Annotated in this window: 26 protein-coding genes; 21 read left to right on the top strand and 5 right to left on the bottom strand. The window is 62.1% G+C overall.

Translation table 11 applies throughout. The annotated features are described in order from the left end of the window. Positions 1 to 374: 374 nt before the first annotated feature. Entirely contained in the window at positions 375 to 1,766 is a 1,392-nt protein-coding gene (locus ACWKWX_RS24855) for an MFS transporter (protein ID WP_476299558.1), read from the top strand. Positions 1,767 to 1,827: 61 nt separating this feature from the next. Here the strand turns inward: ACWKWX_RS24855 and ACWKWX_RS24850 are convergent, their stop codons facing one another. The 4 genes from ACWKWX_RS24850 to flgA all read right to left on the bottom strand — a co-directional run bounded on the left by ACWKWX_RS24850 (position 1,828) and on the right by flgA (position 4,409). Continuing rightward, positions 1,828 to 2,574, bottom strand: coding sequence for a flagellar brake protein (locus tag ACWKWX_RS24850; RefSeq protein ID WP_416426130.1), 747 nt, complete (start codon positions 2,572 to 2,574; stop codon positions 1,828 to 1,830). Positions 2,575 to 2,655: 81 nt separating this feature from the next. Then, the gene (locus tag ACWKWX_RS24845) at positions 2,656 to 3,123 is read right to left on the bottom strand and encodes a flagella synthesis protein FlgN (RefSeq protein WP_483829201.1); all 468 of its coding nucleotides are present in this window, start codon (positions 3,121 to 3,123) and stop codon (positions 2,656 to 2,658) included. 51 nt (positions 3,124 to 3,174) lie between these two features. Further along, a complete protein-coding gene (flgM, locus tag ACWKWX_RS24840) occupies positions 3,175 to 3,507 on the bottom strand; it encodes a flagellar biosynthesis anti-sigma factor FlgM (RefSeq protein ID WP_483829200.1) in 333 nt (110 codons plus the stop codon). A gap of 149 nt (positions 3,508 to 3,656) precedes the next feature. Next, entirely contained in the window at positions 3,657 to 4,409 is a 753-nt protein-coding gene (flgA, locus tag ACWKWX_RS24835) for a flagellar basal body P-ring formation chaperone FlgA (protein WP_416426127.1), read from the bottom strand. A 75-nt stretch (positions 4,410 to 4,484) separates the two neighbouring features. Here flgA and ACWKWX_RS24830 point away from each other — a divergent pair, with 75 nt between their 5' ends. The 15 genes from ACWKWX_RS24830 (at position 4,485) to ACWKWX_RS24760 (ending at position 20,480) form a co-directional block, all read left to right on the top strand. After that, positions 4,485 to 5,411, top strand: coding sequence for a chemotaxis protein CheV (locus ACWKWX_RS24830; protein ID WP_416426126.1), 927 nt, complete (start codon positions 4,485 to 4,487; stop codon positions 5,409 to 5,411). Positions 5,412 to 5,463: 52 nt separating this feature from the next. Next, on the top strand, positions 5,464 to 6,291 hold the full coding sequence (gene cheR, locus ACWKWX_RS24825) for a protein-glutamate O-methyltransferase CheR (RefSeq protein ID WP_416426125.1): 828 nt from the start codon (positions 5,464 to 5,466) through the stop codon (positions 6,289 to 6,291). Positions 6,292 to 6,583: 292 nt separating this feature from the next. After that, positions 6,584 to 6,991 carry a flagellar basal body rod protein FlgB gene (gene flgB / locus ACWKWX_RS24820; RefSeq protein ID WP_416426124.1) on the top strand — a complete coding sequence of 136 codons (408 nt, stop codon included), beginning with the start codon at positions 6,584 to 6,586 and terminating at the stop codon, positions 6,989 to 6,991. A 3-nt stretch (positions 6,992 to 6,994) separates the two neighbouring features. Then, positions 6,995 to 7,441: a flagellar basal body rod protein FlgC gene (gene flgC / locus ACWKWX_RS24815; protein WP_473004016.1), complete on the top strand. Its 447-nt coding sequence runs from the start codon at positions 6,995 to 6,997 to the stop codon at positions 7,439 to 7,441. A 15-nt stretch (positions 7,442 to 7,456) separates the two neighbouring features. Continuing rightward, on the top strand, positions 7,457 to 8,158 hold the full coding sequence (locus ACWKWX_RS24810) for a flagellar hook assembly protein FlgD (protein WP_483829199.1): 702 nt from the start codon (positions 7,457 to 7,459) through the stop codon (positions 8,156 to 8,158). A 27-nt stretch (positions 8,159 to 8,185) separates the two neighbouring features. Beyond that, entirely contained in the window at positions 8,186 to 9,493 is a 1,308-nt protein-coding gene (gene flgE / locus ACWKWX_RS24805) for a flagellar hook protein FlgE (protein WP_483829198.1), read from the top strand. Between the two features lie 364 nt (positions 9,494 to 9,857). After that, complete coding sequence (locus ACWKWX_RS24800; protein ID WP_416426121.1) at positions 9,858 to 10,598, top strand: flagellar basal body rod protein FlgF; 741 nt, start codon at positions 9,858 to 9,860, stop codon at positions 10,596 to 10,598. Between the two features lie 48 nt (positions 10,599 to 10,646). Continuing rightward, positions 10,647 to 11,432, top strand: coding sequence for a flagellar basal-body rod protein FlgG (flgG, locus tag ACWKWX_RS24795; protein WP_416426120.1), 786 nt, complete (start codon positions 10,647 to 10,649; stop codon positions 11,430 to 11,432). Between the two features lie 49 nt (positions 11,433 to 11,481). Next, positions 11,482 to 12,177, top strand: a complete 696-nt coding sequence (flgH, locus tag ACWKWX_RS24790) for a flagellar basal body L-ring protein FlgH (RefSeq protein ID WP_027981699.1) — start codon at positions 11,482 to 11,484, stop codon at positions 12,175 to 12,177. A 12-nt stretch (positions 12,178 to 12,189) separates the two neighbouring features. Further along, positions 12,190 to 13,311 (top strand): flagellar basal body P-ring protein FlgI, encoded by a 1,122-nt coding sequence (locus ACWKWX_RS24785; protein WP_416426119.1) that lies wholly within the window; start codon positions 12,190 to 12,192, stop codon positions 13,309 to 13,311. Between the two features lie 11 nt (positions 13,312 to 13,322). Continuing rightward, positions 13,323 to 14,600: a flagellar assembly peptidoglycan hydrolase FlgJ gene (gene flgJ / locus ACWKWX_RS24780; RefSeq protein WP_483829197.1), complete on the top strand. Its 1,278-nt coding sequence runs from the start codon at positions 13,323 to 13,325 to the stop codon at positions 14,598 to 14,600. An 11-nt stretch (positions 14,601 to 14,611) separates the two neighbouring features. Continuing rightward, the gene (flgK, locus tag ACWKWX_RS24775) at positions 14,612 to 16,663 is read left to right on the top strand and encodes a flagellar hook-associated protein FlgK (RefSeq protein ID WP_483829196.1); all 2,052 of its coding nucleotides are present in this window, start codon (positions 14,612 to 14,614) and stop codon (positions 16,661 to 16,663) included. A 14-nt stretch (positions 16,664 to 16,677) separates the two neighbouring features. Further along, entirely contained in the window at positions 16,678 to 18,261 is a 1,584-nt protein-coding gene (locus tag ACWKWX_RS24770) for a flagellar hook-associated protein 3 (protein ID WP_483829195.1), read from the top strand. Between the two features lie 295 nt (positions 18,262 to 18,556). Then, on the top strand, positions 18,557 to 19,486 hold the full coding sequence (locus tag ACWKWX_RS24765; protein ID WP_483829194.1) for a ketoacyl-ACP synthase III: 930 nt from the start codon (positions 18,557 to 18,559) through the stop codon (positions 19,484 to 19,486). Between the two features lie 112 nt (positions 19,487 to 19,598). Continuing rightward, on the top strand, positions 19,599 to 20,480 hold the full coding sequence (locus ACWKWX_RS24760) for a CgeB family protein (RefSeq protein ID WP_483829193.1): 882 nt from the start codon (positions 19,599 to 19,601) through the stop codon (positions 20,478 to 20,480). An 89-nt stretch (positions 20,481 to 20,569) separates the two neighbouring features. Here the strand turns inward: ACWKWX_RS24760 and ACWKWX_RS24755 are convergent, their stop codons facing one another. Next, on the bottom strand, positions 20,570 to 22,207 hold the full coding sequence (locus tag ACWKWX_RS24755) for a tetratricopeptide repeat protein (protein WP_483829192.1): 1,638 nt from the start codon (positions 22,205 to 22,207) through the stop codon (positions 20,570 to 20,572). 236 nt (positions 22,208 to 22,443) lie between these two features. Between ACWKWX_RS24755 and ACWKWX_RS24750 the strand changes: the two genes are divergently transcribed. The 5 genes from ACWKWX_RS24750 to fliT all read left to right on the top strand — a co-directional run bounded on the left by ACWKWX_RS24750 (position 22,444) and on the right by fliT (position 26,361). Then, on the top strand, positions 22,444 to 23,577 hold the full coding sequence (locus ACWKWX_RS24750; RefSeq protein ID WP_483829191.1) for a flagellin N-terminal helical domain-containing protein: 1,134 nt from the start codon (positions 22,444 to 22,446) through the stop codon (positions 23,575 to 23,577). Positions 23,578 to 23,651: 74 nt separating this feature from the next. Continuing rightward, entirely contained in the window at positions 23,652 to 23,996 is a 345-nt protein-coding gene (locus tag ACWKWX_RS24745) for a flagellar protein FlaG (protein WP_483829190.1), read from the top strand. Between the two features lie 84 nt (positions 23,997 to 24,080). Further along, positions 24,081 to 25,481 carry a flagellar filament capping protein FliD gene (fliD, locus tag ACWKWX_RS24740; RefSeq protein ID WP_483829189.1) on the top strand — a complete coding sequence of 467 codons (1,401 nt, stop codon included), beginning with the start codon at positions 24,081 to 24,083 and terminating at the stop codon, positions 25,479 to 25,481. A 98-nt stretch (positions 25,482 to 25,579) separates the two neighbouring features. Then, positions 25,580 to 25,984, top strand: coding sequence for a flagellar export chaperone FliS (gene fliS, locus ACWKWX_RS24735; RefSeq protein WP_483829188.1), 405 nt, complete (start codon positions 25,580 to 25,582; stop codon positions 25,982 to 25,984). Between the two features lie 65 nt (positions 25,985 to 26,049). Further along, on the top strand, positions 26,050 to 26,361 hold the full coding sequence (gene fliT, locus ACWKWX_RS24730) for a flagellar protein FliT (protein WP_483829187.1): 312 nt from the start codon (positions 26,050 to 26,052) through the stop codon (positions 26,359 to 26,361). Positions 26,362 to 26,534 lie beyond the last annotated feature (173 nt).

The following is a 26,534-nucleotide window of genomic DNA, read 5'->3' as shown; positions in this document are numbered from 1 at the left end:
GCCGATGGTAGTGTGGGGTTTCCCCATGTGAGAGTAGGTCATCGTCAAGATTAAATTCCGAAACCCCCATCTGCTAACGCAGGTGGGGGTTTTGTCTTTTTGGCGTGCGCAAAAAGTCCTTGGACGCGGCCTGCGGCCGCTGCTACGGGGGCGCGTGGGCGCCATGTCAGGTACACCGCACGTAGCAGCGGCCACAGGCCGCGTCCAAAGCCCCCGCGTAACGACCGGGCACCCTGCAAACCCCGGACGCGGCCTGCGGCCGCTGCTACGGACATTGTTGTGGCGAGGTTCGAAATCGCATGCAAATCCGCGTCAGGCAACCTACCCTGTAGCGTAATTTGCCACCCGACCTCAAGGAGCCGCTCGGAACGCCGATGCGCCAGATCTGGAAACCTTTTCGAGCGTTGTATTTCGCCGCGTTGATGATGTTGATCGGCTCGGGCCTGCTAAGCACCTACCTGGCCCTGCGCCTGGCTGCCGAGCAAGTGGATGGCCTATGGGTGGGGGCCTTGATGGCCGCCAACTATTTCGGCCTGGTGCTGGGTGGCAAGATCGGCCACCGGCTGATCGGGAGGGTAGGGCACATCCGTGCCTATGCCACCTGTGCCGGCATTGTCTGTGCGGCGGTGCTGGGCCACGGCCTGGTGGACTACCTGCCGGCCTGGCTGTTCCTGCGGATGATCGTGGGCCTGGGCATGATGTGCCAGTACATGGTCATCGAGAGCTGGCTCAACGAGCAGGCCGACGCCAAGCAGCGTGGCGCGGTGTTCAGTGGCTACATGATCGCCTCCTACCTGGGCCTGGTGCTGGGGCAGCTGATCCTGGTGGTGCACCCGCAGCTGGGCCCTGAGCTGCTGATGCTGGTGGCCCTGTGCTTCGCCCTGTGCCTGGTGCCGGTGGCCATGACCCAGCGCATCCACCCGGCGCCGCTGAAGCCGGCGCCCATGGAGCCACGCTTCTTCCTCAAGCGCGTACCGCAGTCCCTGAGCACCGTACTGGGCTCAGGGTTGATCGTGGGTTCGTTCTACGGCCTGGCGCCGCTGTACGCCTCCCAGCAGGGCCTGAGCACCGAGCAGGTCGGCCTGTTCATGGGCTGTTGCATCTTTGCCGGGCTGTTGGTGCAGTGGCCGCTGGGCTGGCTGTCCGACCGCTACGACCGCGCCGTGCTGATCCGCACCTTCGCCTTCTGCCTGGCCATTGCCGCGTTGCCGCTGGCCATAATGCCCAGCGTGCCCCTGGAAGTGCTGTTCGGCGTCGGCTTCCTGGTGTCGCTGCTGCAGTTCTGCCTGTACCCGCTGGCCAACGCCTTCTCCAACGACCACGTCGAGCCTGACCGCCGTGTCTCGCTGACGGCCATGCTGCTGGTGACCTACGGCGTGGGCGCCAGTGTCGGGCCGTTGGCGGCCGGCGTGCTGATGAAGTCGTTCGGCAGCCACATGCTCTATGCGTTCTTCAGCTTCTTTGCCTTCGTGCTGGTGTGGCGTATCCGGCCCAAGGCCGTCACCAACCTGCACCAGGTGGACGACGCGCCGCTGCATCACGTGGCCATGCCGGACAGCATGACCAGTTCGCCGCTGGTGGCCGCCCTGGACCCACGGGTGGACGAGCAGTCGGTGCACGACCAGATGCACGTCAGCAACGAGCACACGCCCGAAGCGCCGGTGGACGTCCAGGTCGAGCCTATGGCCGACGAGCTGGACGAGGCCGCGGAGATGGGTGACGGCAAGAAGGTGGTAGGCCGCAGCCTGAGCGAAGAAGAGCAATAAGGCGGCGCAACAAAAAAGGCCCGGTATTCAATACCGGGCCTTTTTTCATGGGGCGATCAACTCAGTAATCGTCCTTGTCGAACCGCCGCGCCTCGCGCTGCAGGTCGAACACGAAGCGCTCTACCTGGCGCTGCACCAGCCCGGTCATGTTATGGAAGCGCATGCCGGCGAACGTGGTGTTGATGCGCTCCTCGAAGTGCAGGTGGCGCAGCTCGACCGGAGCGGTCATCTTGCCGAACGGCAGGTTGGCCACGAAGCGGTCATACACCTGGCCCAGCTGCAGGCGCTCGGAGATGTCGCCTTCAAAACGCAGCTTGCAGCCGGTGGCGGAGATGTCCAGCAACTTGCCGACGAACTCGCCCTTGAGCTTCTCGCCGGCAATCTCGACGTCCACCAGGTGGGCCAGCTTGAGCGCGGCGCGGAAGGCATTGCGGCGCTGGTGGTAGACCACCTCGGTCGGCAGCGGGCCGTGGTACACGCGGCCGCCGTCGTTCTCGTCGATGGTCAGGACGTCGTTGACGTCCCAGGCGATGCGCACGCCATCATGGAAGCCTTCCACCTTGAAAGGCTCGCCGGCGGCGAGGAATTTCTCGCCGTCGCGCGGGATCATCTCGTCGAACGCCAGGACATTGCTGTCCTTGTCCAGTTCGACCAGGTAGGTCTGGAAGCGCTGGCTGCGCTCATGAAAGGTGATGATCAAAGGATCATGGCTCTGCAGCAGCGCACGCAGGTTGGCGGCGATTTCCAGGGGCGTTGTCAGCACCTTGGGGGGCTGCGGAGCGTCTTCCGCGTTTGTGGCATTGAACACGGTTTATCAATCTCCAGGCAAAAAACGACACACGCAGGTGCTGGCTTTATGGCAGCATGTTCCACGCCTTGGTAAGGAAGGTCAAGCCTGACTAAGCGGACGAGGCTTGGCCAGTTTTGACGTGGTGCCTCGGGCATCATAAAGCGAGGGGGGTTCACCGCCCATGAGGATGCGCATTTGATTGGCGGTCGCGAGTTGTTCCAGGCGAATCAGCTTGCCGTTCTGCTCATTCACTGCCTGGCAGTCTGCCAGCAACCCCGTGAGCAGATCGCCCCGAGCCAGGAGGTCGGCTCCAAGGTGCGTGTGTTGGGCCAGGGTTTCCAGGCCATTACGGTCAGCGGTCAACTTGAGATTGAGCAGTATCTCGGTGCGTTTACGGCCATGCTGTTCGAGCAGAACGATCAACGACTGTTTGTGCGCCAGGATATTTTCCAGCAGCGGCATATCGCGGCCCTGCAGGGCCAGCGACTCTTGCTGGAGCAGGGCGAGCAGCTGCTGCGCCGGAGCAATATCTTCTTCAATCAACAGCAGTAGGTTTCTGTCGTGCATGGCTGGCTCTGGTATTCAAGCGTCCAGAAGCCTCGGCGCAGGGCGAGGGCCCTAGCGCTGGGCTTCGAAATTTAGCAGTTTGCTGGCTACGCGGCTGCTATCCACTTTATAGCTGCCATCGGCAACAGCGGCTTTCAACTGCGCCACGCGGGCACTGTCGACAGTCGGCTGGTCGCGCAGCTTGTCAGTGATTTTCTGCAACTGCTGAGCCTCGGAACTCAGGTGTACGGATTCCCCGCCGCTGGCGCTGCCAGTGGACGCAGTGGTGGCCGCGGACGTGTCGGTGCTCACCGATGTATCGGTGGCGGTGTCCTTGGTGCCGCTCGTACGTGTCGAGGTCGACACCTGCGAGGAACTGTTCAAACGACTGAAGTCGATAACCATAATGAAAAACCTCTGGGTATTTGGACGCTTGCCTTGTTTTCGGCCAAACCCCGAATAACTTTAGGCACTTTGATACAAAGCGCCGATGCGCCAGAACTGGGGGCTGCGATGCTCCCAGTCTAGGAAAATACGCCGCGAACCGCCAGCGTTTACATAGCCACTTCCACCTGGCCCGGGCCGGTGACGCGGGCCTTGATCACGCGATTGGAGTTCAGGTTGCGTACCCGGATCTGCTCGCTCATGGCCCCTTTGGACAAGGCCTCGCCGGGCATTTTCACCGCCAGGGTGCCGGTGGTGGCGGTGATCACCACGTTGTCGCCTTTCTTGATGGTGTCGGGCGCTTCCACGTGGGCAGGGCTCAATACCTGGTCGTTTACCGTTGGTCGGAGAAGCTTCTGGCCCACCGCCTGATCCAGTGCCGTCAGGTACCCCTGGGGCAGCAGCCCGACGTCGCGTTCGCGCATGGCCACGTCGCCGTCCTCGATGACGCTGTCGCGCTTGAGCGGGCGAGTGGTGATCACCACGTCGCGGAACAGCTTCACCTGGGCGGGCACGAACACCGTCCAGGGCGAGCTGCCGTCACAACGCACGCGCACCGACACGCGGCCTATAGGTGTGGCAGGGCTTTGCAGCGCCGCTGTCAATTCCTTGTCGCATAGCCCCATGCGCAGGCGCGGGTCAAGCGGGTTGACCTGTATCTCGTAGCGACCTTCGGTCTGGCTGGTTGCCAGATAATCTTCTACGGTGAACTCAAGAAAACCCTGGGTGGTACCGATAAGCTGCTCAGGAGTTGTGAACTCTTCGGCCTGGGAGGCACCGCCGAATCCAAAAATGCACAACACGGCGAATCCGCAGAGTAGTCTCTGTGCCATGCGTCGGGAAAATGTCGTTTTTGCGTTCATACATTACAAAAAGCAAGGGTCGTGCCGACTCAATGTTCAGGTACGATCCACGCGAAGGTTTAAGGAGTCACGGGCATGGCTGGTGTAATGGATTCGGTGAACCAGCGCACTCAACTGGTAGGGCAGAACCGCCTGGAACTCTTGTTGTTCCGGCTCAACGGTTCGCAGCTGTATGGCATCAACGTGTTCAAGGTGCGGGAGGTGCTGCAATGCCCCAACCTGACCGTGATGCCCAAGTCCAGCCCGGTAGTGCGCGGTGTGGCGAATATTCGTGGGGCGACCATCCCGATCCTCGATCTGGCAATGGCAACCGGTGCGCCCGGTCTGCAGGACATCAAGAACACCTTCGTGATCATCACGGAGTACAACACCAAGATCCAGGGCTTCCTGGTGCACTCGGTAGAACGCATCGTCAACATGAACTGGGAAGAGATTCATCCGCCACCCAAGGGCACGGGTCGTGATCATTACCTCACGGCCGTGACTCGGGTGGACAACAAGCTCGTCGAAATCATCGATGTGGAGAAAATCCTCGCGGAAGTGGCGCCCACCTCCGAATCGATTTCCGTCGGCGTGGTGGATGAGGAAACCCAGCACAAGGCGGTGTCGCTGCGGGTGTTGACCGTGGATGACTCGTCGGTGGCGCGCAAGCAGGTGACCCGTTGCCTGCAGACCGTGGGCGTGGAAGTGGTGGCATTGAACGACGGGCGGCAGGCGCTGGATTACCTGCGCAAGCTGGTGGATGAAGGCAAGCATCCCGAGGAAGAATTCCTCATGATGATCTCCGACATCGAAATGCCCGAGATGGACGGCTATACCTTGACTGCGGAGATCCGCAGCGACCCACGCATGAAGAACCTGCACATCACCCTGCATACTTCCCTGTCGGGGGTGTTCAACCAGGCGATGGTGAAGAAGGTGGGGGCAGACGATTTCCTGGCCAAGTTCCGGCCGGATGACCTGGCCCAGCGCGTGGTTGACCGGATCAAGGCAGCAGGCTAACGCCCGGGGCATAATGCCCCAGGCACGAACGACGATTTGAGAGGCGGCACCATTGTCTACGGGTAATTTGGATTTCGAACAGTTCCGGGTCTTCCTGGAAAAAGCCTGTGGCATTCTGTTGGGCGAGAATAAGCAATATCTTGTTTCCAGCCGTCTCAACAAGCTGATGGAACAGCAGGGCATCAAGTCCCTGGGCGAGTTGGTGCAGCGCATCCAGACCCAGCCGCGCAGTGGCCTGCGCGAGCAGGTGGTGGACGCCATGACCACCAACGAGACCCTGTGGTTTCGCGATACCTACCCCTTCGAGGTGATGAAGAACAAGGTCATCCCCGAGTTCGTCAAGAACGCGCCGGGCCAGCGCCTGCGCATCTGGTCGGCGGCCTGCTCTTCGGGCCAGGAGCCCTATTCGCTGTCCATGACCATCGACGAGTTCGAGCGTACCAACCTGGGCCAGCTCAAGGCCGGTGCGCAGATCGTCGCCACCGACCTGTCCGGTTCCATGCTCACCAACTGCAAGAGCGGCGAGTACGACAGCCTGGCCATCGGCCGCGGCCTGTCGGCGGACCGCCTGCAGCGCTACTTCGACACCAAGGGCCCTGGCCGTTGGGCGGTGAAGGCGCCGATTCGCAGCCGCGTGGAGTTCCGCTCGTTCAACCTGCTGGACAGCTACGCGGCGCTGGGCAAGTTCGACGTGGTGTTCTGCCGCAACGTGCTGATCTACTTCTCTGCCCAGGTGAAGAAAGACATCCTGATGCGCATCCATGGCACCCTCAAGCCAGGTGGCTACCTGTTCCTTGGCGCGTCCGAGGCGCTGAACGGCTTGCCGGACCATTACCAGATGGTCCAGTGCAGCCCGGGCATCATCTACCAGGCGAAATAACGCAAAGGCCCTTCGGGGCCTTTGTTGTTTTTGGCGTTTGGGGTGGGGACGCAGCCTTCGGCAGCTGCTACATACTGTGGGAGCTGCTACGGGGTGGTGTTCCGGGCCATGCAAAGCGGCAATCGGGTATTGCCGCTTTGTTGGCACCCAGCGGAACCCGCTTGCCGCTTTTCTGGCATTGCCGCTTGCCACTTTGCCTCATCCCCAGCAAAACCGGGCCTTTTAAAGTTTGGCACGGGCCTTGCTATCTCTCTGTCACCAACATCCGGTCCGCCGTTTAAAGGTTTCCACCATGAGCATCAGTTTCGACAAAGCGCTGGGCATCCACGAACAGGCACTGGCGTTCCGCGCCCAGCGCGCCGAAGTGCTGGCCAACAACCTGGCCAACGCCGACACGCCCAACTACAAGGCGCGTGACCTGGACTTTGCCGCCGTGCTGCAGGCCGAAGGCGACAAGCGCCAGAACGGCACGTTCGAGCTGGAGCGGACCAACGACAAGCACATCGAGGCCGAGGGCCTGAGCATGGGTGACCAGCAATTGCTGTACCGCACCCCCAGCTCGCCGTCGCTGGACCAGAACACCGTTGACGCGCAGGTGGAACAAGCCAACTACGCGCAGAACTCGGTGAACTTCCAGGCCAGCTTCACCCTGCTCAACGCCAAATTCAAAGGGCTGGTGTCAGCCATCCGTGGGGAGTGATTCATGTCTCTAGCCAGCGTTTTCAACATTGCCGGTACCGGCATGAGTGCCCAGACCACTCGCCTGAACACCGTCGCCAGTAACATCGCCAACGCCGAGACCGTCTCGTCGAGCATCGACCAGACCTACCGCGCGCGCCACCCGGTGTTCGCCACTGTGTTCGACCAGACCCAGTCCACCGGCGACAGCGGCTCGCTGTTCCAGGACCAGGATGCCGCCGGCAGCGGCGTGCAGGTGTCGGGCGTGATCGAGGACCAAAGCAACCTGGAAGCTCGCTACGAGCCCAAGAACCCGGCGGCCAACAAAGACGGCTACGTGTACTACCCGAACGTCAACGTGGTGGAGGAGATGGCTGACATGATCTCTGCCAGCCGTTCGTTCCAGACCAACGCGGACATCATGAATACCGCGAAAACCATGATGCAGAAAGTCCTGACCCTGGGTCAGTGATAGGGGCGCAAGAACATGACCACAACAACTGACAGCACCTCGGCTTCGTCCGTCCTGACGTCACTGCAGAAAACCACCAGTACCACCGACAGCTCCACCGGTACCGCGGGCAGTGCGCTGGGCAAGGACGCGTTCCTGCAACTGCTGGTTACCCAGATGCAGAACCAGAACCCCCTGGACCCACAGGACAACAGCGAATTCGTTTCGCAACTGGCCCAGTTCAGCAGCCTGGAAAGCATGCAGAGCCTCAACGACTCGGTGAGCACCATCCTCACCTCGTACCAGTCGTCCCAGGCCCTGCAGGCGTCCTCGCTGGTGGGCCACTCGGTCACCGTCACCGGCACCACCGCCGACGTCGACACCAGCAAGGGCATGACCGGCTCGGTCAACCTGACCGACTCCAGCACCAGCAACACGATTGGCGTCTACAGCAGTGACGGCACCCTGGTGCGTACCCTGGACATGGGTACCCAGTCGGCCGGCACCTACACCTTCACCTGGGATGGCAAGGACGGCGACGGCAACACCGTTGACTCGGGCACCTACACCTTCAAGGCAGTCGCCACCGTGAACGACACCTCGACCGTGATGACCACCAACCTGCCGAACACCGTGAACAGCGTGACCATGGCCACCACCAGCGGCGGCGAAATGACGCTGAACCTTGCGACCGGCACCAGCGTTGGCCTGTCGTCTGTCCAAACCATCGGAATTTAATGCCGGCTACGGCGCAGGAGTGAACTTATGTCTTTCAACGTCGGCCTCAGTGGCCTGGCAGCTGCCAACAAAGCCCTGGACGTCACCGGCAACAACATTGCCAACGTCGCCACCACCGGTTTCAAATCGTCGCGCACCGAATTCGCCGACCAGTATGCCCAGTCCATCCGTGGCACCTCGGGCAAGACCACCGTCGGTAGCGGCGTGACCACTGCCGCCGTGTCGCAGCAGTTCACCCAGGGCAACATCGAGTCCACCGGCAACAGCCTGGATATGGCCATCAACGGCAACGGTTTCTTCGTGCTCAGCGACAACGGCTCGAAGCTGTACACCCGTGCCGGTGCCTTCTACAGCGACAAGTCCGGCAACATCGTCGATGCCAGCGGCAACAACCTGCAGGGCTACACCACCGACTCCACCGGCAAGCTGACCTCGGGCGTGCTGTCGAACCTGGCCATCGACACGTCCAACCTGGCGCCCAAGGCGACCAGCAGCATCTCGGAAACCGTCAACCTGAACTCCAGTGCGACCGCCCCGACCGTCAGCCCGTTCACTGCCTCGAACACCAGCAGCTACAACTACACCTTCAACACCGATGTGTACGACAGCCAGGGCAACGCCCACCAGCTGAACCAGTACTTCGTGAAGGATGACACGTCCAACAGCTGGACCATGTACACCACCATCGACGGCGTGAACCCGACTGACCCGACGTCCACCACGCCGCTGGCCAACCCGATTACCTTCAACTCCGACGGTTCGTACAGCTACACCGCCGGCGCCGTGACCGGTGGCCTGACCGTGAACGCCGACGGTACCTTCAGCCTCGCCGGCTGGGTGCCTGCTGCCGAGCAGAGCGACGGTACCTACGCCTCCAACGGTGCTTCCGCTACCGCGAATATCACCCTGGACATGTCCAACCTGACCCAGTACAACGCCACCTCGGCGACGACTGCCAAGGACCAGGACGGCTACGCCACCGGCGAGCTGTCGGCCCTGTCGGTGAGCGACACCGGCCAGCTGACCGCTACCTTCACCAACGGCAAGACCAACGTCATCGGCCAGGTGGCCCTGGCCAACTTCGCCAACGTGCAGGGCCTGAGCCCGGCCGGTGGCACCGACTGGCGTGAAACCTACGCCTCGGGCGTGCCGGTGATCGGCACCCCTAGCAGCGGCACCATGGGCTCGCTGAGCGCCTCGTCGCTGGAAGACTCCAACGTCGACCTGACCGCTGAGCTGGTGAACCTGATCAAGGCGCAGTCCAACTACCAGGCCAACGCCAAGACCATCTCCACCGAAAGCACCATCATGCAGACCACTATCCAGATGACTTGATAGTTGTCGGCAGCACTACAAAGCCCGGGCCCAAAGCCCGGGTTTTTTTGTGCCCGCTCACCCGTAGCAGCTGCCGAAGGCGGCGTCGCATACGCCTCGGTGTGTCAGGCGAAGTGGCGGCGTCAATGACGCGGCCTGCGGCCGCTGCTACAGGGGAGCGGCTCCGGTTTTCTGGCGCCCCTTGCCGCCAACCGGCAGCCACGCGCCGTTTTTCCGACTCGGCCAGGGGCGGGGTAGGGCGCCAACCTTGGCAATCACCCTGTAACACCGGGCACACAAAGGCTTTTCCAACCTTGGCCCGCTTGTTGCTATATCCCATTCAGAACAGTGGTCGGCGGCATTCGCCCGTCATGGGAGACATACCTTGGACAAAATGCTTTACGTGGCTACGAGCGGGGCCAATCAGAACTCATTGGCCATGAAGGCTCACGCCAACAACCTGGCCAACGTTTCCACCAACGGCTTCCAGCGCGACCTCGAGCAGGCCCGCTCCATGCCGGTGTTTGGCGACGTATACGCCTCGCGCGCCTACGCCATGACCGAAAACCCCGGCACCGATTTCACCCCCGGTGCCATGGTGGCAACCGGTCGTGACCTGGACGTGGCCGCCGACGGCGACAGCTACATCGCCGTGCAATCGCCTGACGGCAGCGAGGGCTATGTGCGCATGGCCAGCATGAACGTCGACGCCCTGGGCGTGCTGCGCGACGGCAATGGTTTGCCGGTCATGGGCAACGGCGGTCCGATTGCCGTGCCGCCCCAGCAGCAGATCGAGGTGGGTGCCGACGGCACCATCAGCGTTCGCTCCATGGGCCAGGGCCCGGAAGTGATGGCCCAGGTGGACCGCATCAAGCTGGTCAAGCCCGACCCGCGCAACCTGGTCAAGGGCACCGACGGCTTGCTGCACACCAAGGACGGCCAACCGGCTGCGGCCGACGCCACCTCCAGCGTGACCTCCGGCTTCCTGCAGGCCAGCAATGTCAACGCCGTGGAAGAGATGACTTCGGTGCTGGCCCTGTCCAAGCAATTCGAACTGCACATCAAGATGATGACCACCGCCAAGGAGGACGATGAGTCCATGGCGCGGGTCTTGCAGAACACCTGATAAATGACTGGGCGCGGCGAAAAACAGGCGCGCACTTAGGAGAACAGAATGCTTCCGGCACTATACGTCAGCAAGACCGGTCTGGCCGCTCAGGACATGAACCTGACGACCATTTCCAACAACCTGGCCAACGTCTCGACCACCGGCTTCAAGGCCGACCGCGCCGAGTTCCAGGACCTGCTGTACCAGACCAAGCGCCAGCCAGGTGCCAACTCCACCACCGACACCGAGCTGCCGTCGGGCCTGCAGCTGGGTACCGGCGTGCGCATCGTCGGCACCCAGAAGAACTTCACCGCCGGCAGCCTGGCCACCACTGACCAGCCGCTGGACATGGCCATCAACGGCCGTGGTTTCTTCCAGATCACCCAGCCGGACGGCACCACTGCGTACACCCGCGACGGCACTTTCCACCTGGACTCCAACGGCCAGATCGTGACCGCCAGCGGCAACGCCCTGAACCCGGCCATCGTGGTACCGACCAACGCCCAGACGTTCACCGTGGGCACCGACGGCACCGTGTCGATCACCACCGCCACCAGCGCCACCTCGACCGTGATCGGCAACCTGCAGACCGCTGACTTCATCAACCCGGCCGGCCTGCAGGCCATCGGCAGCAACCTGTACCTGGAAACCGCTTCCAGCGGCGCGCCGCAAGTGGGTACCCCGGGCCTCAACGGCTTCGGCACCACCCTGCAGAACACCCTGGAAAACTCCAACGTCAGCACCGTTGAAGAGCTGGTGAACATGATCACCACCCAGCGCGCCTACGAGATGAACTCCAAAGTGATCTCGACCGCCGACCAGATGCTCCAGTACGTAACGCAGAATCTGTAATCCAGCCACACGGCGCCGCCGGCGCCAGCTTCATCGTGAGGTCAGTGTCATGAGTCGTTTGTCCAGTGTTCTTGCCTTGAGTGGGATCGCTTTGTTGTCGGGTTGCATGTCGCCGCCGCCCAAGCCCAATGACCCGTACTACGCGCCGGTGCTGCCACGCACCCCGCTGCCTGCGGCGTCCAACAACGGCTCGATTTACCAGTCCGGCTTCGACCAGAACCTGTACACCGACCGCAAGGCGTTCCGGGTAGGGGACATCATCACCGTGACCCTGGCCGAGAAGACCGCGGCCAGCAAGAGCGCCGACTCCAAGCTGACCAAGGACTCCAGCACCTCCCTGGGCCTGACTTCGCTGTTTGGCGGCGGCGCGTCCACCACCAACCCGCTGACCGGCGGCAAGCTGAGCCTGGACGCCGGCTACACCGGCACCCGCGCCACCGACGGCACCGCCAAGGCCGACCAGGCCAACAGCCTGACCGGTTCGATCACCGTGACCGTGGCTGACGTGCTGCCCAACGGCATCCTGTCCGTGCGCGGCGAGAAATGGCTGACGCTCAACACCGGCGAAGAGCTGGTGCGCATCGCCGGCCTGATCCGTGCCGACGACATCGCCACCGACAACACCGTGTCGTCGACCCGTGTCGCCGACGCACGCATTACCTATTCGGGCACCGGCGCGTTCGCCGAGTCCAACCAGACCGGTTGGCTTGACCGTTTCTTCATGAGCCCCTACTGGCCTTTCTAGGTGTCCACGACCATGCGTAAATTCAAGCACCTGATGGCCGTGACCCTGCTGGCTGCCGCGGCACTGGGAGCGGCCAGCGCCGCCCAGGCCGAGCGCCTCAAGGACATCGCGAGCATTTCCGGCGTGCGCTCCAACCAGTTGATCGGCTACGGCCTGGTGGTGGGCCTGGACGGCACGGGTGACCAGACCACCCAGACCCCGTTCACCCTGCAGACCTTCAACAACATGCTGGCGCAATTCGGCATCAAGGTGCCCACCGGTACCGGCACCACGCAGCTGAAAAACGTCGCGGCGGTGTCGATCCATGCCGACCTGCCACCGTTCTCCAAGCCTGGCCAGACCATCGACGTCACCGTGTCGTCCATCGGTAACTCCAAGAGCCTGCGCGGCGGCAGCCTGCTGATGACCCCGCTGAAGGGTATCGACGGCAACGTCTACGCCATCGCCCAGGGCAACCTGGTGGTGGGCGGCTTCGACGCCGAGGGCAAGGACGGTTCCAAGATCACCGTCAACGTGCCGTCGGCCGGCCGCATTCCCGGCGGTGCCTCGGTGGAACGCTCGGTGCCGAGCGGCTTCAACCAGGGCAACAGCCTGACCCTGAACCTCAACCGTTCGGACTTCACCACCGCCAAGCACATTGTCGACAAAATCAACAACATGCTCGGCCCAGGCGTGGCCCAGGCCATCGACGGCGGCTCGGTGCGCGTCACCGCGCCAATCGACCCGAGCCAGCGCGTGGACTACATCTCGGTGCTGGAAAACCTGGAAGTGGACCCGGGTGCGGCCCCGGCCAAGGTCATCATCAATTCGCGTACCGGCACCATCGTCATCGGCCAGAACGTGAAGGTTTCGCCAGCCGCCGTGACCCACGGCAGCCTCACCGTGACCATCACCGAAGACCCGATCGTCAGCCAGCCGGGCCCGCTGTCCAACGGCCAGACCGCCGTGGTACCGCGTTCCAAGATCAACGCCCAGCAGGAAGCCAAGCCGATGTTCAAGTTCGGCCCCGGCACCACGCTTGACGAGATCGTGCGTGCGGTCAACCAGGTGGGCGCGGCGCCCAGCGACCTGATGGCCATCCTCGAAGCACTGAAACAGGCCGGCGCCCTGCAAGCCGACCTGATCGTGATTTGAGGTAGCAGCGCATGGACATGCCCAAAGGTGGCGTCAGCGCCCCCGCCGATTCCGGGGCCTACACGGACCTCAATCGCCTGAACGCGCTGAAGACCGGTGACAAGGACAGCGACGCCAACCTGAAGAAGGTGGCCCAGGAGTTCGAGTCGCTGTTCGTCGGTGAAATGCTCAAGTCGATGCGTTCGGCCAACGACGTGTTGGGCAAGGACAACCCGATGAACACCGAGACCACCAAGCAGTATCAGTCGATGTACGACCAGCAGCTGGCCGTGACCCTGTCCAAGCAGGGCAACGGCATCGGCCTGCAGGACGTGCTGATGCGGCAGTTGTCCAAGAACAAGGGCGTGGAGCACACCGGCGCCAACCCGTTCGACCACAACGCCCCGGCGCTGTCCACGCTAAACGGCGGGCGCAACACGGCGGCCGACCTCAAGCACGCGCTCAACGGCACGGCCAGCACCGCCCACAGCAACGACGTGGCCATGCTCAACCAGCGCCGCCTGTCGCTGCCCAGCAAGCTGGCCGACCGCATCATGGCCGGCATCGTGCCGTCCACCTCGGCGGCCGCCGACGGTACCGCCGCGGCCACCCAGGCGCTGGCGCGCAACGGCATCAAGGTCAACGTCGCCAGCAGCATGGCGCAGACCGCTGCCACCAGCACCAGCACCGATGCCGACGGCAGCAGCGACGCCGGTGAATGGCAATCGGCCCAGGCGGCCATTGCCAGCGGCGACATTCGCATCATCGGCCGCAGCGTGGCCCAGCCACCGCTGGCGCCGGCCAAGAAAGCCTTCAGCACCGCCGACGAATTCGTCGCCACCATGATGCCCCTGGCCAAGGACGCCGCCGCGCGCATTGGCGTCGACCCCAGCGTACTGGTGGCCCAGGCGGCACTGGAAACCGGCTGGGGCCGCTCGGTCATGCGCGACGAAAGCGGCAAGAGCAGCCACAACCTGTTCGGCATCAAGGCCAGTGGCAACTGGCAGGGCGACCAGGCGCGGGCCATCACCAGCGAGTTCCGCAACGGCAAGATGGTCAAGGAGACGGCGCAGTTCCGTTCCTACGATTCCTACGCCGACAGCTTCCATGACCTGGTGACCCTGCTGCAAAGCAACGATCGCTATCAAGGTGTTGTGAAGTCGGCCGATAACCCAGAACAGTTTGTACGAGAGTTGCAAAAGGCCGGCTACGCGACCGACCCCCACTACGCAAGCAAGATCTCGGCAATCGCAAAACAGATGAAGGGCTACGCGAACTATGCGCAGGCCGGCTCTTCCACGACTCTATAAGGTTTTGAACCATGGCGAATCTGATCTCCATCGGGCTCTCGGGGCTGTCGGCCACTCAGACGGCACTTAACACGACCAGTAACAACATCTCCAACGCGGCGACCACGGGCTACTCGCGTCAGTCCACCATCACCACGGCTGGCGCGTTGCAGAGCATCGGCGGCGCTGGTTACGTCGGCACCGGCACGACCTTGTCGGAAGTGCGTCGTATCTATAACCAGTACCTGCAGAACCAGGTCAACAGCTCGACGTCCCTGGACTCCGAGGCGCAATCCTATTCGACGCAGATCAACACCCTCGACTCGTTGCTGTCCGACAGCTCCACCGGTATCACCTCGGTGCTGTCCAGCTTCTACTCGGCGTTGCAGTCCGTGTCCTCGACCCCCAGCGACACCTCGGCGCGCCAGCTGCTGCTGACTTCGGCCAGCACGCTGAGCAACCGTTTCAATTCGATTTCCAGCCAGCTGACCCAGCAGAACACCGACATCAACACCCAGCTGAGCACCCTGACCGGCCAGGTCAACCAGCTGTCGACGTCGATCGCCTCGCTGAACAAGCAGATTACCCAGCTGTCGGCCAATGGCTCGCCCACCAGCCTGCTCGATGCCCGCGACGAAGCCGTGCGCCAGCTCAACGAGCTGGTCGGCGTTACCGTGCAGACCAGCAGCAACGGCACCGGCTACGACATTTACCTGGGCACCGGCCAGGCGCTGGTGTCGGGCAACACCGCCAATACGCTGTCGGCGCAGCCCAGCAGCACTGACCCGAGCCAGTACAGCCTGACTGTCAACTACGCCAACTACAGCTCCGACGTTACCAGCGTGGTCTCGGGTGGCGAGATCGGCGGGCTGCTGCGCTACCGCAGCGACGTGCTGACGCCCACCACCAACGCCCTGGGGCGCCTGGCCATGGTGGTCAGTGACAACATCAACACGCAATTGGGCCAGGGCGTTGACTCCAATGGCGATTTCGGTTCGTCGCTGTACTCGAGCCTCAACACTGCCTCGGCCATGGCCCAGCGCAGCATTGCCGCGTCCACCAACAACACCAGCACCGGCAACCTGAACGTCAGCATCGCCGACACCAGCGCGCTGACCACCTACGACTACCAGGTGACCTTCACCAGCGCCGACGACTACTCGGTGACCCGTTCCGACGGCACCAGCATGGGCAGCTACAAGCTGTCTGCCGACCCGGCGCCGGTCATCGACGGCTTCTCGGTGGCCATGAACGGCACCGCGCCCAGCGCCGGCGACAGCTTCAAGATCACCCCCACCCGCAGCGGTGCCAGCGACATCACCACGGTGATGACCGACTCCACCAAGCTGGCCCTGGCCGGCGCCCTGAGCGCCACCAGCGGCTCGGCCAACTCGGGCACCGGGTCCATTACCCAGCCCACGCTGACCACCACCCTGGACATCGACGGCGGTACCGATACCTCGGCGCTGGAATCAGGCATCAAGACCTCGATGCCGGTCAAGCTGGTGTTCGACGCGGCCAGCGGCGGCGCGCAGACCTACACGGTATTCGACTCCAAGGGCAACAACATCGGCACCGGCAGCATCGTCCCTGGCCAGAGCAACGACCTGAGCGTGACCGTGCCGCTCACCGATTCCAGCGGTAACCCGGTGACCGACTCCGACGGCAACGCCATGAGCGCCAGCTTCTCCATGACCGTGGCTGGCTCGCCCGCCTCGGGCGACAGCTACAGCGTGGCGTTCAACAGCAGCGGCACCAGCGACAACCGCAACGCCGCCGCGCTGCTGACCCAGCAGACCGCCAGCACTGTGGGTACCGCCAATGGCGCCACCGGTAGCAGCGTCACCAACGCCTACGCCGCGCTGGTGGAAGGGGTAGGGGCCATGGCCAGCCAGGCCACCATCGACACCACCGCGACCGCCGCCGTGCTCAGCTCGGCCACCGACTCGCGCGACTCGGTGTCGGGGGTCAACCTCGACGAAGAGGCGGCCAACCTGGTGAAGTTCCAGCAGTACTACACGGCCTCGTCGCAGATCATCAAGACGGCGCAGACTATCTTCCAGACTTTGATCAGTAGCCTGTAACAGGAGGCAACGACATGCGCATTTCCACCGGCCAATACTTTGCGAACAGCCTCACGGGCTACTCGAAGAACTACAGCGACATCACCAAGACGCAGTCCGAGATCAGCTCCGGCACCCGCATCCAGACGGCTGCCGACGATCCCGTCGGCGCCTCCAAGCTGCTGCAACTGCAGCAGCAGAGCGCGCGCCTGACCCAGTACACCAGCAACATCACCTCCGCCAACAACTCGCTCAACAACGAGGAGTCGGTGCTGTCGAGCATCAACACCGCGTTGCAGAGCGCCCGCGAGCTGACCCTGCAGGCCGGCAACGGCGGCTTGACCGACGATGACCGCGCGTCCATCGCCAACCAGCTGGGTGATATCGAAAGCACCGTCTACGGCCTGCTCAACAGCAAGGACGCCAACGGCAACTACCTGTTCTCCGGGTCCAAGACCAACGTACAGCCGTACGTGAAGAACTCCGATGGCAGCTACACCTACCAGGGCGACGAGACGCAGCTGAGCCTGCAGGTGTCCGACACCCTGAGCATGGCCACCAATGACACCGGCTACAGCGTGTTCGAGCAGGCCAGCAACATCGCCCGTACCTCGGCGACCATGACCGCACCCACCACCGACGACGGGCGCATGACCCTGACCTCGGGCAACATGACCTCGCAGACCACCTACAACAGCAGCTTCAAGTCCGGCGAGCCGTACACCCTGACGTTCACCAGTGCCTCGGCCTACACCATCACCGACGCCAGCGGCAACGACGTCACCGCCGAGAGCAGCGGCAAGGGCGCCTACGACTCCACCGACGCATCGGGCAGCACCATCAGCTTCCGTGGCGTGGACTTCCAGGCCAACGTCATCGCCCAGAGCGGCGACGACTCCACCACGGACATGGACACCGCGCTGGCCGGCCACACCTTCAGCCTCGAAAGCAAGCCGGACAGCATTTCCACCAGCCGCATTTCCAGCAACACCTCCACCGCGCAGGTCACTTCCGCGTCGGTTACCGATGAGTCGGCCTACAGCAGCACCTTCCCCAATGGCGGGGCGATCATCAAGTTCACCAGCGCCACGGACTACCAGGTGTATGCCTCGCCGGTGACTTCGTCGAGCCAGGCCATTGCCAGCGGCACCATGACCAGCCCGGCCACCAGCATCACCGCTGCCGGGGTGACGTTCAACTTCACCGGCGCGCCGGCCAGCGGCGACCAGTTCTCGGTGACCGCCGACGCCCACCAGACCCAGAACGTGCTGAACACCATCAGCCAACTGCGGTCGGTGCTGTCCACGCCCATCACCGGTGACAGCGCCGGTGCCCTGCGGGTGCAGAACGCCGTGGCCTCGGCCACCGGCAACCTCGACTCGGCGTCCAACCAGATCGACATCACCCGGGGTTCCATCGGTGCGCGCGGCAACGCCCTGGACATTCAGTCGGCGGAAAACAGCACCCTGACCCTCACCAATACGGCCACCCAGTCGTCCATCGGTGACACCGACACCGCCGAGGCCAGCGTCAAGCTCACCTTGCAGCAGACCATGCTCGAAGCCTCGCAGCTGGCCTTCAGCCGTATTTCCCAGCTGAGCCTGTTCGACAAGCTCTGATCCAGCTGGCGCCTGCCTGAAGCCGCCGTCACCCCCTGGGTGCGGCGGCTTTTTGCGTTCCAGGCCCGTCCTTGAAGAATTTTTAACCCCGCCAGGCCACTTTTTCTCCGTCACCCCTTGCAACAAGTGTGACCAATAGGTCAAAACGTGCATCTTCACTGTATTGTATTAATGGGTCGGCCGGCCCCTCGCCTTGTCGCAGGTCCAGGCGACCCTCCACGGTGCGCTCCGGTGCCCTCGGCGCCCCCGTCGCGACGGGTGGTGATTACCAGTTCTTCTGCATTGGGAAGCCAGTATGATTGGCATTAAAAGTATCGCCAGCTACGTACCCTCCGGCGGCGTGGACAACTACGCCCAGGGCGCGAAATTCGGCAAGGAAGAGGACTTCATCCTCGGCAAGATCGGCTCGGCATTCCTGCCGCGCAAGGACGATGCTCAAGAAACCTCCGACCTGTGCGTCGAGGCCGCCAAGACGCTGTTCGCCAATCACCCCGAGCTCAACCCCGAATCCATCGATGCGCTGATCGTCGTCACCCAGAACGGTGACGAAGAGGGCCTGCCGCACACCGCCGCCATCGTCCAGGCCAAGCTGGGCCTGCCGACCCACGTGGCAGCGTTCGACATCTCCCTGGGCTGCTCGGGCTACGTCTACGGCATCTACGCGATGAAGGGCTTCATGGAAGCCGCCGGCCTGAAGAACGGCCTGCTGATCACCGCCGACCCGTACTCGAAGATCGTCGACCCCGAAGACCGCAACACCGCCATGTTGTTCGGCGACGCTGCCACGGTCACCTGGATGGGCGAAGACCCGATCTGGACCCTGGGCAAAGCCGCCTTCGGCACCGACGGCAGCGGCGCGGCGCACCTGAAGGTCACCGACGGCCTGTTCTTCATGAACGGCCGCCAGGTGTTCAACTTCGCCCTGGTCAAGGTGCCGGCGCACCTGCAGCTGCTGCTGGAAACCTCGGGCCTGACCAGCGACCAGATCGACGCCTACTGCATCCACCAGGGCAGCGCGGCCATCGTCGACGCCGTGGCACGGCGCTTCGAGGAAGACAAGCCGGAGAAATTCGTCAAGGACATGCTCGAGACCGGCAACACCGTGTCGTCGAGCATTCCGCTGCTGCTGGAAAAGCACGCGTTCGACAACCGCTGGAAGCGCGTGGCCATCAGTGGCTTCGGCGTGGGGCTGTCGTGGGGTTCGGCGATTATCGAGCGGCCGTGACCGCTGTGGAGCCCCGGTTCCGGGGCTCCCTCTGATTTACCGCCATGCACTTGGCGTCCTTCTTGCACCTTGACTCCATTGTCGTCAGAAACCTGCCATCCGCGTGGGCCTGATGACGTATTTTCGTGGCCGTAAATCCCTGGAGTCCAAGGTGAAGCTCAACATCGCCCATATCGGCAGCAACGACTGGTTCAACTTCAAGGCGGACATCGTCTACGGCCTGTACCACAGTCTCACGGCCCTGGGGCACGAAGTGAGCATGAGCCATAATCAGTTCTTCACCGGCGTGCACAACGTGGTGATTGGTGCTGACTGGCTGGTGGACGAGGGGCACCTGCAGCACATCCGCCAGACCGAGGCCGAATTTTCCATCTATGACGTGGAGTGCTTCGACGGCAAGACCATCAACCAGCGCGCTGGCTTCAAGATCGATAACTATCTTGAACTGCTGAACATGAGCCGCTTCATCTGCACGCCGTACCGCTACAACTTCCAGGCCTACGAGGCGTGCGGGTTGCTGGACAAGGCGCACTACGGGCGCTGGGGCTTCTTTGACGAACTGGTTTCGCCAAACATCAACCGTCGCGCTGCCATCCAGCACGACGCGGTGTTCTTCGGTCTCGCCAAGGGCGAGCGGCAGGTAAAACTGAACAAGTTGTCGGCCATTGCCGGCATGCGCCTGCGCACCGTGGACAACAAGTCGCCTCACATGAGTCGTGATTACTACCTGTCTTCCACCCGTTACGGGTTGTCGCTGAGTGCCGGGGCAGGTGAGCAGTTCGTCAATCCGTTCCGTATCTACTTGATGAGTGCGAATGGTGTGCCGGTGCTGGCGGATAACCCGCGGGATGATGATGGCTACCTGGACTTTACTGCGCGTGGGTCGCTGGATGATATTTGCGAATTCTTTGCCGATCCCGAGTCCCGGTTCGAGCTGACGGGCAGTCTCGCCGACGGCGTGCGCTTGGCAGATGAACTAAAGCCGTTGTTCTGAACGTTGTAGCAGCGGCCGCCAGGCCGCGTCATAGGCTTAAGGCCCCTGACGCGGCCTGGCGGCCGCTGCTACGGAGGATTGGCGAGGGGTTAGACGATGCCGTCTGTCTTCAGGGCCTGGATGATGCGCGTGAGCGGGTCTTGCCAGCCGATCAGTCCTGGGTTGCGGAACAGCTGGACGCTGTTGTACCAGTAGGTCCGGCCTTCCTTCATGCCCCAGCGGAAGTTGGGGTTCATCTGTACCAGCACATAGGTCGGGATGCCCAAGGCGCCGGCCAGATGGACAGTGGTGTTGTCGACGGTGATTATCGCGTCCAGCACGCTGACCTGCGAGGCTTGCGGATCCATGTCCAGGCGCGCGTCCACGGTGTCATCGTGGTAGATGGGCAGGCCGGCGGCCTGCATCTCGGCGATTTCCTCGGCGGAGCTGTCGTACTGCAGGTCGATGAACTGCACGTTGCCCAGGCTGGTCAGTGGCAGTAGGTCCTGCACCTGTGCCCGGCGGCTTTGGCGCTCGGTCTGCATGGTTTTACCGCCGCGCCACGACAGGCCGATCAGGCGCTTGCCGGGGAACAATTGCGCGTATTTCTCGCGGTAGGCCGCCGCGGCCTCGGGGTCTGGGGTGAGGAAGGCGGCGCCAGCGCCGAAGCTGGCCAGGTCATTGCGGAAGATTCCGCCCAGGCTGCCCGCTGGAATTTGAAAGTCCGCTCGAGGCCAACTCTGTTTGAACATGCGTTGACCCGCTACCTCTTCTTCGCCTAGGACGTCGCGGCGAAGGAAATTAACACCTTCAAAACTGCGCTTGAACAAGTCGTCGAGGCGCGCATAGATCTCGTAGTGCAGGGTTCCACCTCGTGCCTGCAACTCTTCAAGCATGCTGGCATACATGATGTGGTCGCCGATGCCCTGTTCGGCCCATACCAGCAGAGTCTTGCCTTCGAGTGGCTCACCCTGCCAGCGTGGGATATTAAAATGTTGTGCATGTTGCGGTTGAGAGCCTTTCCAGCGCCATTCATTGTGCAGCCAACCCTGCTTGAATTCGCCGAACCGCAACATGATCAACGAGATGTTGTTGTGTGTGCCTGCATGGTTTGGGTCAATACTCAGCACCTTCTGGTAGTACTGGAAAGCTTCTTCATAGCGGCCCACGTGCTCCAGACTTCCGGCGAGATTGAATAGTTGAGTCTGATTGCCTGGAGTGAGCTCTAGGCCCAACTGATAGCAGCCAATGGCGTCGTGGTAGCGTGCCTGACTGAAATATAGCTGGGCCAACAAAGTCAGGACCTGTGACTGTTCGCTGGGTTGCAGGGGCATTTCGAGCACACGGTGAATTAGTGCTTCCAGCTCTTCCTTGGCTTCGATGTTGTTCAGAGCCTCGTGCAGTAGCTTGAAGCGCCACAGGTTAGGCTGGGCGTTGAACCACTCACGGGCGCAATCGGGCCTGAGGGTGTAGCGCGCCAATTTGCACATGTGCTGGAACACCAGGCGATCGACCTTCAGGTCGTGAGGCAGCGCCAGCGCGATCTCCACATGGGGGGCGGCTTCTTTCTCTTGTTCGCGTTCGAAGAGCAGATGAGCGATCTGGGCGTGGATCAGCGCAGTGTTTGGGGCCAGGCGCGCCAGCTCTTGATAGAGCTTGAGCTGGGTGTCGGTGTCCTGGTGTTGCTCTGCCAGCGCCAGGGCGCTGGAGATGCGCTGGATCTCGGCCTGTTGGGTTCTGCTTTGCATAAGGAGGGTCCGGCTGTCGTGACGGGGGTTTGACATGTATCCGGACTGTAGCAAGAACAGGGCCACCGTCCCGAAACCGCGGGTTTCAGGGATGTAAGCAAAAAAAAACAAAATTTCCTCAAGGGATTCCGGAACCCGACGATAACAACTACGAAGGTTCTGTACGGCAACTTGATGGCAACGCCACACAGCCCAGGAACCCACAACCCGTTAGACTCACTGCAAGGAAATTAGTCATGGCTCTTACCGTCAACACTAACATTGCCTCTCTGTCGGTTCAAAAGAACCTGACCGCTTCTTCCAACGCTCTGACCACCTCCATGACCCGTCTGTCGACTGGTCTGCGTATCAACAGCGCCAAAGACGACGCCGCTGGTTCGCAAATCTCCAACCGCCTGACCTCCCAGGTCAACGGTCTGGACGTGGCGGTCAAGAACGCCCAGGACGCCAACTCGATCGCAACCGCCGCTGAAGGCGCCCTGCAAGAATCGACCAGCATCCTGCAGCGTATGCGTGAACTGTCCCTGCAGTCGGCTAACGGCAGCAACAGCAGCGAAGACCAATCGGCCCTGAACCAAGAGTTCAAGTCGATGACCGCTGAACTGACCCGTATCTCCAAGACCACCACCTTCGGCGGCGGTTCGTCGGGTATCAAACTGCTGGACGGCTCGGCTGGCAACTCCGGCACCCTGACCTTCCAGGTCGGCGCCAACGCCAACGAAACCGTTTCGTTCACCCTGAGCGACATGGGTGCCTCGGCTCTGAAAGGTAGTGCAGCTCTGGCTGTTGCTACTGTCGCTACTGGTTTGGCAAGCGCCGGTGCCACCGTTGCTTCGAGCTCGATCACCATCGGTGGTGTAGAAGTCGACATCGCTTCGGGTTCCTCGGCCAGCGACATCGTCAGCGCCATCAACACCAACGTCAGCGGCGTAACCGCTACCTTGGACAGCGCTGGTACCGGCATCGTGCTGACCTCCGGTAGCGACATTGCAGCTGTCACCGGTACTGGTGCACTGTCGGGTGGTGTTGCTTCGACCGCCGCGACCGTATCGAACTTCACCGTACAGGGCCTGAACATCAACGACGCTACCTCGGCCCAGAAAGCCACCCAGGTCATCGACGCCGCCCTGAAGCAGATCGATACTCAGCGTTCCTCGCTGGGTGCCATCCAGAACCGTCTGGACAGCACCATCTCGAACCTGCAGAACGTGTCGGAAAGCGCCACCGCTGCTCGTTCGACCATCCAGGACGTGGACTTCGCGGCCGAAACCGCCGAGATGACCAAGCAGCAAACCCTGCAGTCGGCTGCTACCGCTGTGCTGGCCCAGGCCAACCAGCTGCCTTCCGCTGTACTGAAACTGCTGCAATAAGGTAACGGCCCACCGGCCAACACCACGGAAAGGGCGCTTGCGCCCTTTCTTCGTTGCCATAGGAGGAGTGAACCATGGACCTCAATCTCAATGTTCCAGCTGTCGACGCCCGTACCATCGGCACGCGTTCCGTTGGCAGCGTTGCAGTTCAGCCGCAGGCGGCCAAGGCCGTCGGCAGCGATGACCAGGGCGAGCAGCCGCAATCGCTCGACCAGGCTGTCAGCAGTCTCAACGACTTCATGAAAGTCTCGCACCGCGACCTCGATTTCTCCGTGGATTCCGATACCGGCATCCAGGTAGTGAAAGTGGTGGCCAGCGATACCGGTGACGTCATCCGGCAGATTCCTTCGGAAGTGGCATTGAAGCTGGCGCAAAGTCTCAAGGACGGCAACACCTCGTTGTTCGATGGATGGGCTTGAGGGTTGGTGCCGTACTTGCATGACTAAACGGATACAGTTCATTTCCGAAGGCATGCGCCAATATTTTGAGTGGGAGCACACACAATGAGTACTTCGGTTAACGGGGTCGGGTCGGGGATCGACATCGACTCCATTGTTACTGCGTTGGTAACCGCGCAGAAAACACCCAAGCAGGATCAGATCACCAACGCCAAGACTACCGCGACCACCACCTTGTCGGCGGTCAGCTCGTTGAAGTCGGCATTGTCCACGTTCCAGACGGCGATGACCGATCTCAACGTGGCCAAGTCCTTTTCCGGCCTGACGGCGACTTCCGGTGATACCGATAATCTGACGGCTACCGTGGGTACCGGGGCCGCAGCCGGTTCCTACTCCATTACCACCACCAAATTGGCTACCGGTTCGAAGGTCGCCACGCAGTACATCACCAGCGGTACAACGTTCAGCAAGGGCAGCTTGACCCTCACCCAGGGCTCTACCACTCTGGGCACCATCAAGGTCGCGGCCAACGCCTCGTTGTCCGATATTCGTGACAGTATCAACACCCAGTTCAAGTCCAGTGGTGTCACGGCGAACATCATCACCGACTCCACCGGCCAGCGCCTGGTGCTGAGCTCTAGCACCACGGGCGTCAACACTGACCTTAGTCTGTCGACAACCGACAGCGGCCTGTCGAGCCTCGCTATCGATGGTTCCGGCACTCAGGCAAGTGCCACTGCGGGCGGTTACGTCACCGCGGTCACCCAGGACGCCGAGTACACTATCGACGGCCTGTCGATGACCAGTTCGAGCAACGACATCACCGGCGCGATCAGTGGCGTGGACTTTACGTTGCTCAAAGCTGGCGAAACCACCTCCCTGACGGTCGACACCAACACCGACGGCCTCACCACCTCGATCAACAGCTTCGTCACGGCCTACAACACCCTGATGAGCTCGATCGACTCGCTCACCAGCGTGACCTCCTCAACGGACGACGACGGCAACGCCACCACCACTGGTGCAGCGCTGACCAGCGACTCCAGCGTGCGCAACATCATCAACGGTCTGCGCAACGCGCTGGTGGGCAGCTCCACCAACGGCGGCACCATCAGCCTGCTGTCGCAGTTGGGTGTGTCTACCCAGACCGATGGCACCCTGAAAGTCGACGACGACAAGCTGACAACCGCCCTTGAAGCCAATGCCTCCTCCGTGGAAGGCTTCTTCACCGGCACTGGCGGCCTGATCACGCGCATGTCCGCGTCCCTGGACATCTACACCCAGGACAACGGCCTGCTCGACCAGCGCGTCGACTCGCTGAACGACACCCTCAGCGACCTGGCCACCCAACAGACCACCCTGGACACGCGCATGACCAAGTACGAGGCCACCATGATGGCCAAGTACAACGCCATGGACACCCTGGTTGCCCAGCTCAACGCCACCAGCACCAGCGTGATGACCACGCTCAACGCTCTGAACAAGACCTCCTCTACCAGCAGCTGATCGGAATAGCGCGAGGGTGGCTAAAGTTTGACGCCCCCTCGTCGATACCCCGAGTAGAGCGTCAATTGTCAGGCAACAATACCCCGAGGTAATACCCCATGAACCGCATGGCCGCGCTTCGACAGTACCGAAACGTCAATACCCAATCGGAGATGGTCGATGCGTCCCCTCATCGCTTGATCCAGTTGCTGATGGAGGGCGGCCTGAGCCGCATTGCCCAGGCCCGCGGCTGCATGGAACGGGGTGAGCTGGCCCAGAAGGGCGTGCTGATCAGCAAGGCGCAGAACATTCTGGCCGGCCTGCGCGACGGCCTGGACTTCGAGAAGGGTGAAGAGCTGGCGGTCAACTACGCTCAGCTGTATGACTATATGACCCGCCGCCTGGTGGAAGCCAATCGCGTCAACAGCATGGAAATGCTCGACGAAGTCAGCGGCTTGCTGTTGACTGTGAAGATGGGCTGGGACGCCATCGATCCCGCCAACGCGGCACCGGCTGCGCCATGAGGCACGGTCATCTGGTGCTGGTTGCCGAACGGGCAGCGGATGTCGTGCTGCCGCAGGAGAGTGTCATGAGTGCATTGGAAAAGATTGAGGCGACGCGCCAGGCGCTGCAAGCCGCGCTGGTGAACGAGGATTGGGATGCCGTGACGGCCCTGGACCTGGACATTCGTGCTTGCCTGGATGGCGCGCTGGGTGACAAGACCGTGGACGCGCAACTGCTGCGCGAGAACCTCGAGGGCCTGTTGGTGCTGTACCGCCAGCTGGTGGACGTGACGTCGCGGGCGCGACAGTCGATCGCCACCGAGATGACCCAGGCGAAGCGAGGTTATGAGGCCGCGAAGGTCTACAATATGGCCCGGCGGGCTTCATTCATGCGTTAAGGGGCCTATACGGCCCCTTTTGTTTCCGGCTTGATACAGTCACTCATCTGTTTCTTTACAAAACATTTGCCTGGTGACGGATAATACGCCATAAATTTGACTGTCTAAGGTTTTTTGACTTAACTAGTGGCTATTTACAGTACTGGGACGTCAATTAGGTGTATCAAGCCAAT

It is taken from the genome of Pseudomonas imperatae, assembly GCF_057128625.1.
The sequence above is the reverse complement of the archived record's forward strand: the minus strand, read 5'-3'. Positions and strand labels throughout refer to the sequence as shown.

Coding starts and splice junctions, on each gene's coding strand:
- ACWKWX_RS24855 (WP_476299558.1), top strand. CDS start 375: ATGCGCCAGATCTGGAAACCTTTTCGAGCGTTGTATTTCGCCGCGTTG.
- ACWKWX_RS24845 (WP_483829201.1), bottom strand. CDS start 3,123: ATGCACGACAGAAACCTACTGCTGTTGATTGAAGAAGATATTGCTCCG.
- flgM (WP_483829200.1), bottom strand. CDS start 3,507: ATGGTTATCGACTTCAGTCGTTTGAACAGTTCCTCGCAGGTGTCGACC.
- flgA (WP_416426127.1), bottom strand. CDS start 4,409: ATGAACGCAAAAACGACATTTTCCCGACGCATGGCACAGAGACTACTC.
- ACWKWX_RS24830 (WP_416426126.1), top strand. CDS start 4,485: ATGGCTGGTGTAATGGATTCGGTGAACCAGCGCACTCAACTGGTAGGG.
- flgB (WP_416426124.1), top strand. CDS start 6,584: ATGAGCATCAGTTTCGACAAAGCGCTGGGCATCCACGAACAGGCACTG.
- flgC (WP_473004016.1), top strand. CDS start 6,995: ATGTCTCTAGCCAGCGTTTTCAACATTGCCGGTACCGGCATGAGTGCC.
- ACWKWX_RS24810 (WP_483829199.1), top strand. CDS start 7,457: ATGACCACAACAACTGACAGCACCTCGGCTTCGTCCGTCCTGACGTCA.
- flgE (WP_483829198.1), top strand. CDS start 8,186: ATGTCTTTCAACGTCGGCCTCAGTGGCCTGGCAGCTGCCAACAAAGCC.
- flgG (WP_416426120.1), top strand. CDS start 10,647: ATGCTTCCGGCACTATACGTCAGCAAGACCGGTCTGGCCGCTCAGGAC.
- flgH (WP_027981699.1), top strand. CDS start 11,482: ATGAGTCGTTTGTCCAGTGTTCTTGCCTTGAGTGGGATCGCTTTGTTG.
- ACWKWX_RS24785 (WP_416426119.1), top strand. CDS start 12,190: ATGCGTAAATTCAAGCACCTGATGGCCGTGACCCTGCTGGCTGCCGCG.
- flgJ (WP_483829197.1), top strand. CDS start 13,323: ATGGACATGCCCAAAGGTGGCGTCAGCGCCCCCGCCGATTCCGGGGCC.
- flgK (WP_483829196.1), top strand. CDS start 14,612: ATGGCGAATCTGATCTCCATCGGGCTCTCGGGGCTGTCGGCCACTCAG.
- ACWKWX_RS24770 (WP_483829195.1), top strand. CDS start 16,678: ATGCGCATTTCCACCGGCCAATACTTTGCGAACAGCCTCACGGGCTAC.
- ACWKWX_RS24765 (WP_483829194.1), top strand. CDS start 18,557: ATGATTGGCATTAAAAGTATCGCCAGCTACGTACCCTCCGGCGGCGTG.
- ACWKWX_RS24760 (WP_483829193.1), top strand. CDS start 19,599: ATGACGTATTTTCGTGGCCGTAAATCCCTGGAGTCCAAGGTGAAGCTC.
- ACWKWX_RS24755 (WP_483829192.1), bottom strand. CDS start 22,207: ATGCAAAGCAGAACCCAACAGGCCGAGATCCAGCGCATCTCCAGCGCC.
- ACWKWX_RS24750 (WP_483829191.1), top strand. CDS start 22,444: ATGGCTCTTACCGTCAACACTAACATTGCCTCTCTGTCGGTTCAAAAG.
- ACWKWX_RS24745 (WP_483829190.1), top strand. CDS start 23,652: ATGGACCTCAATCTCAATGTTCCAGCTGTCGACGCCCGTACCATCGGC.
- fliD (WP_483829189.1), top strand. CDS start 24,081: ATGAGTACTTCGGTTAACGGGGTCGGGTCGGGGATCGACATCGACTCC.
- fliS (WP_483829188.1), top strand. CDS start 25,580: ATGAACCGCATGGCCGCGCTTCGACAGTACCGAAACGTCAATACCCAA.
- fliT (WP_483829187.1), top strand. CDS start 26,050: ATGAGTGCATTGGAAAAGATTGAGGCGACGCGCCAGGCGCTGCAAGCC.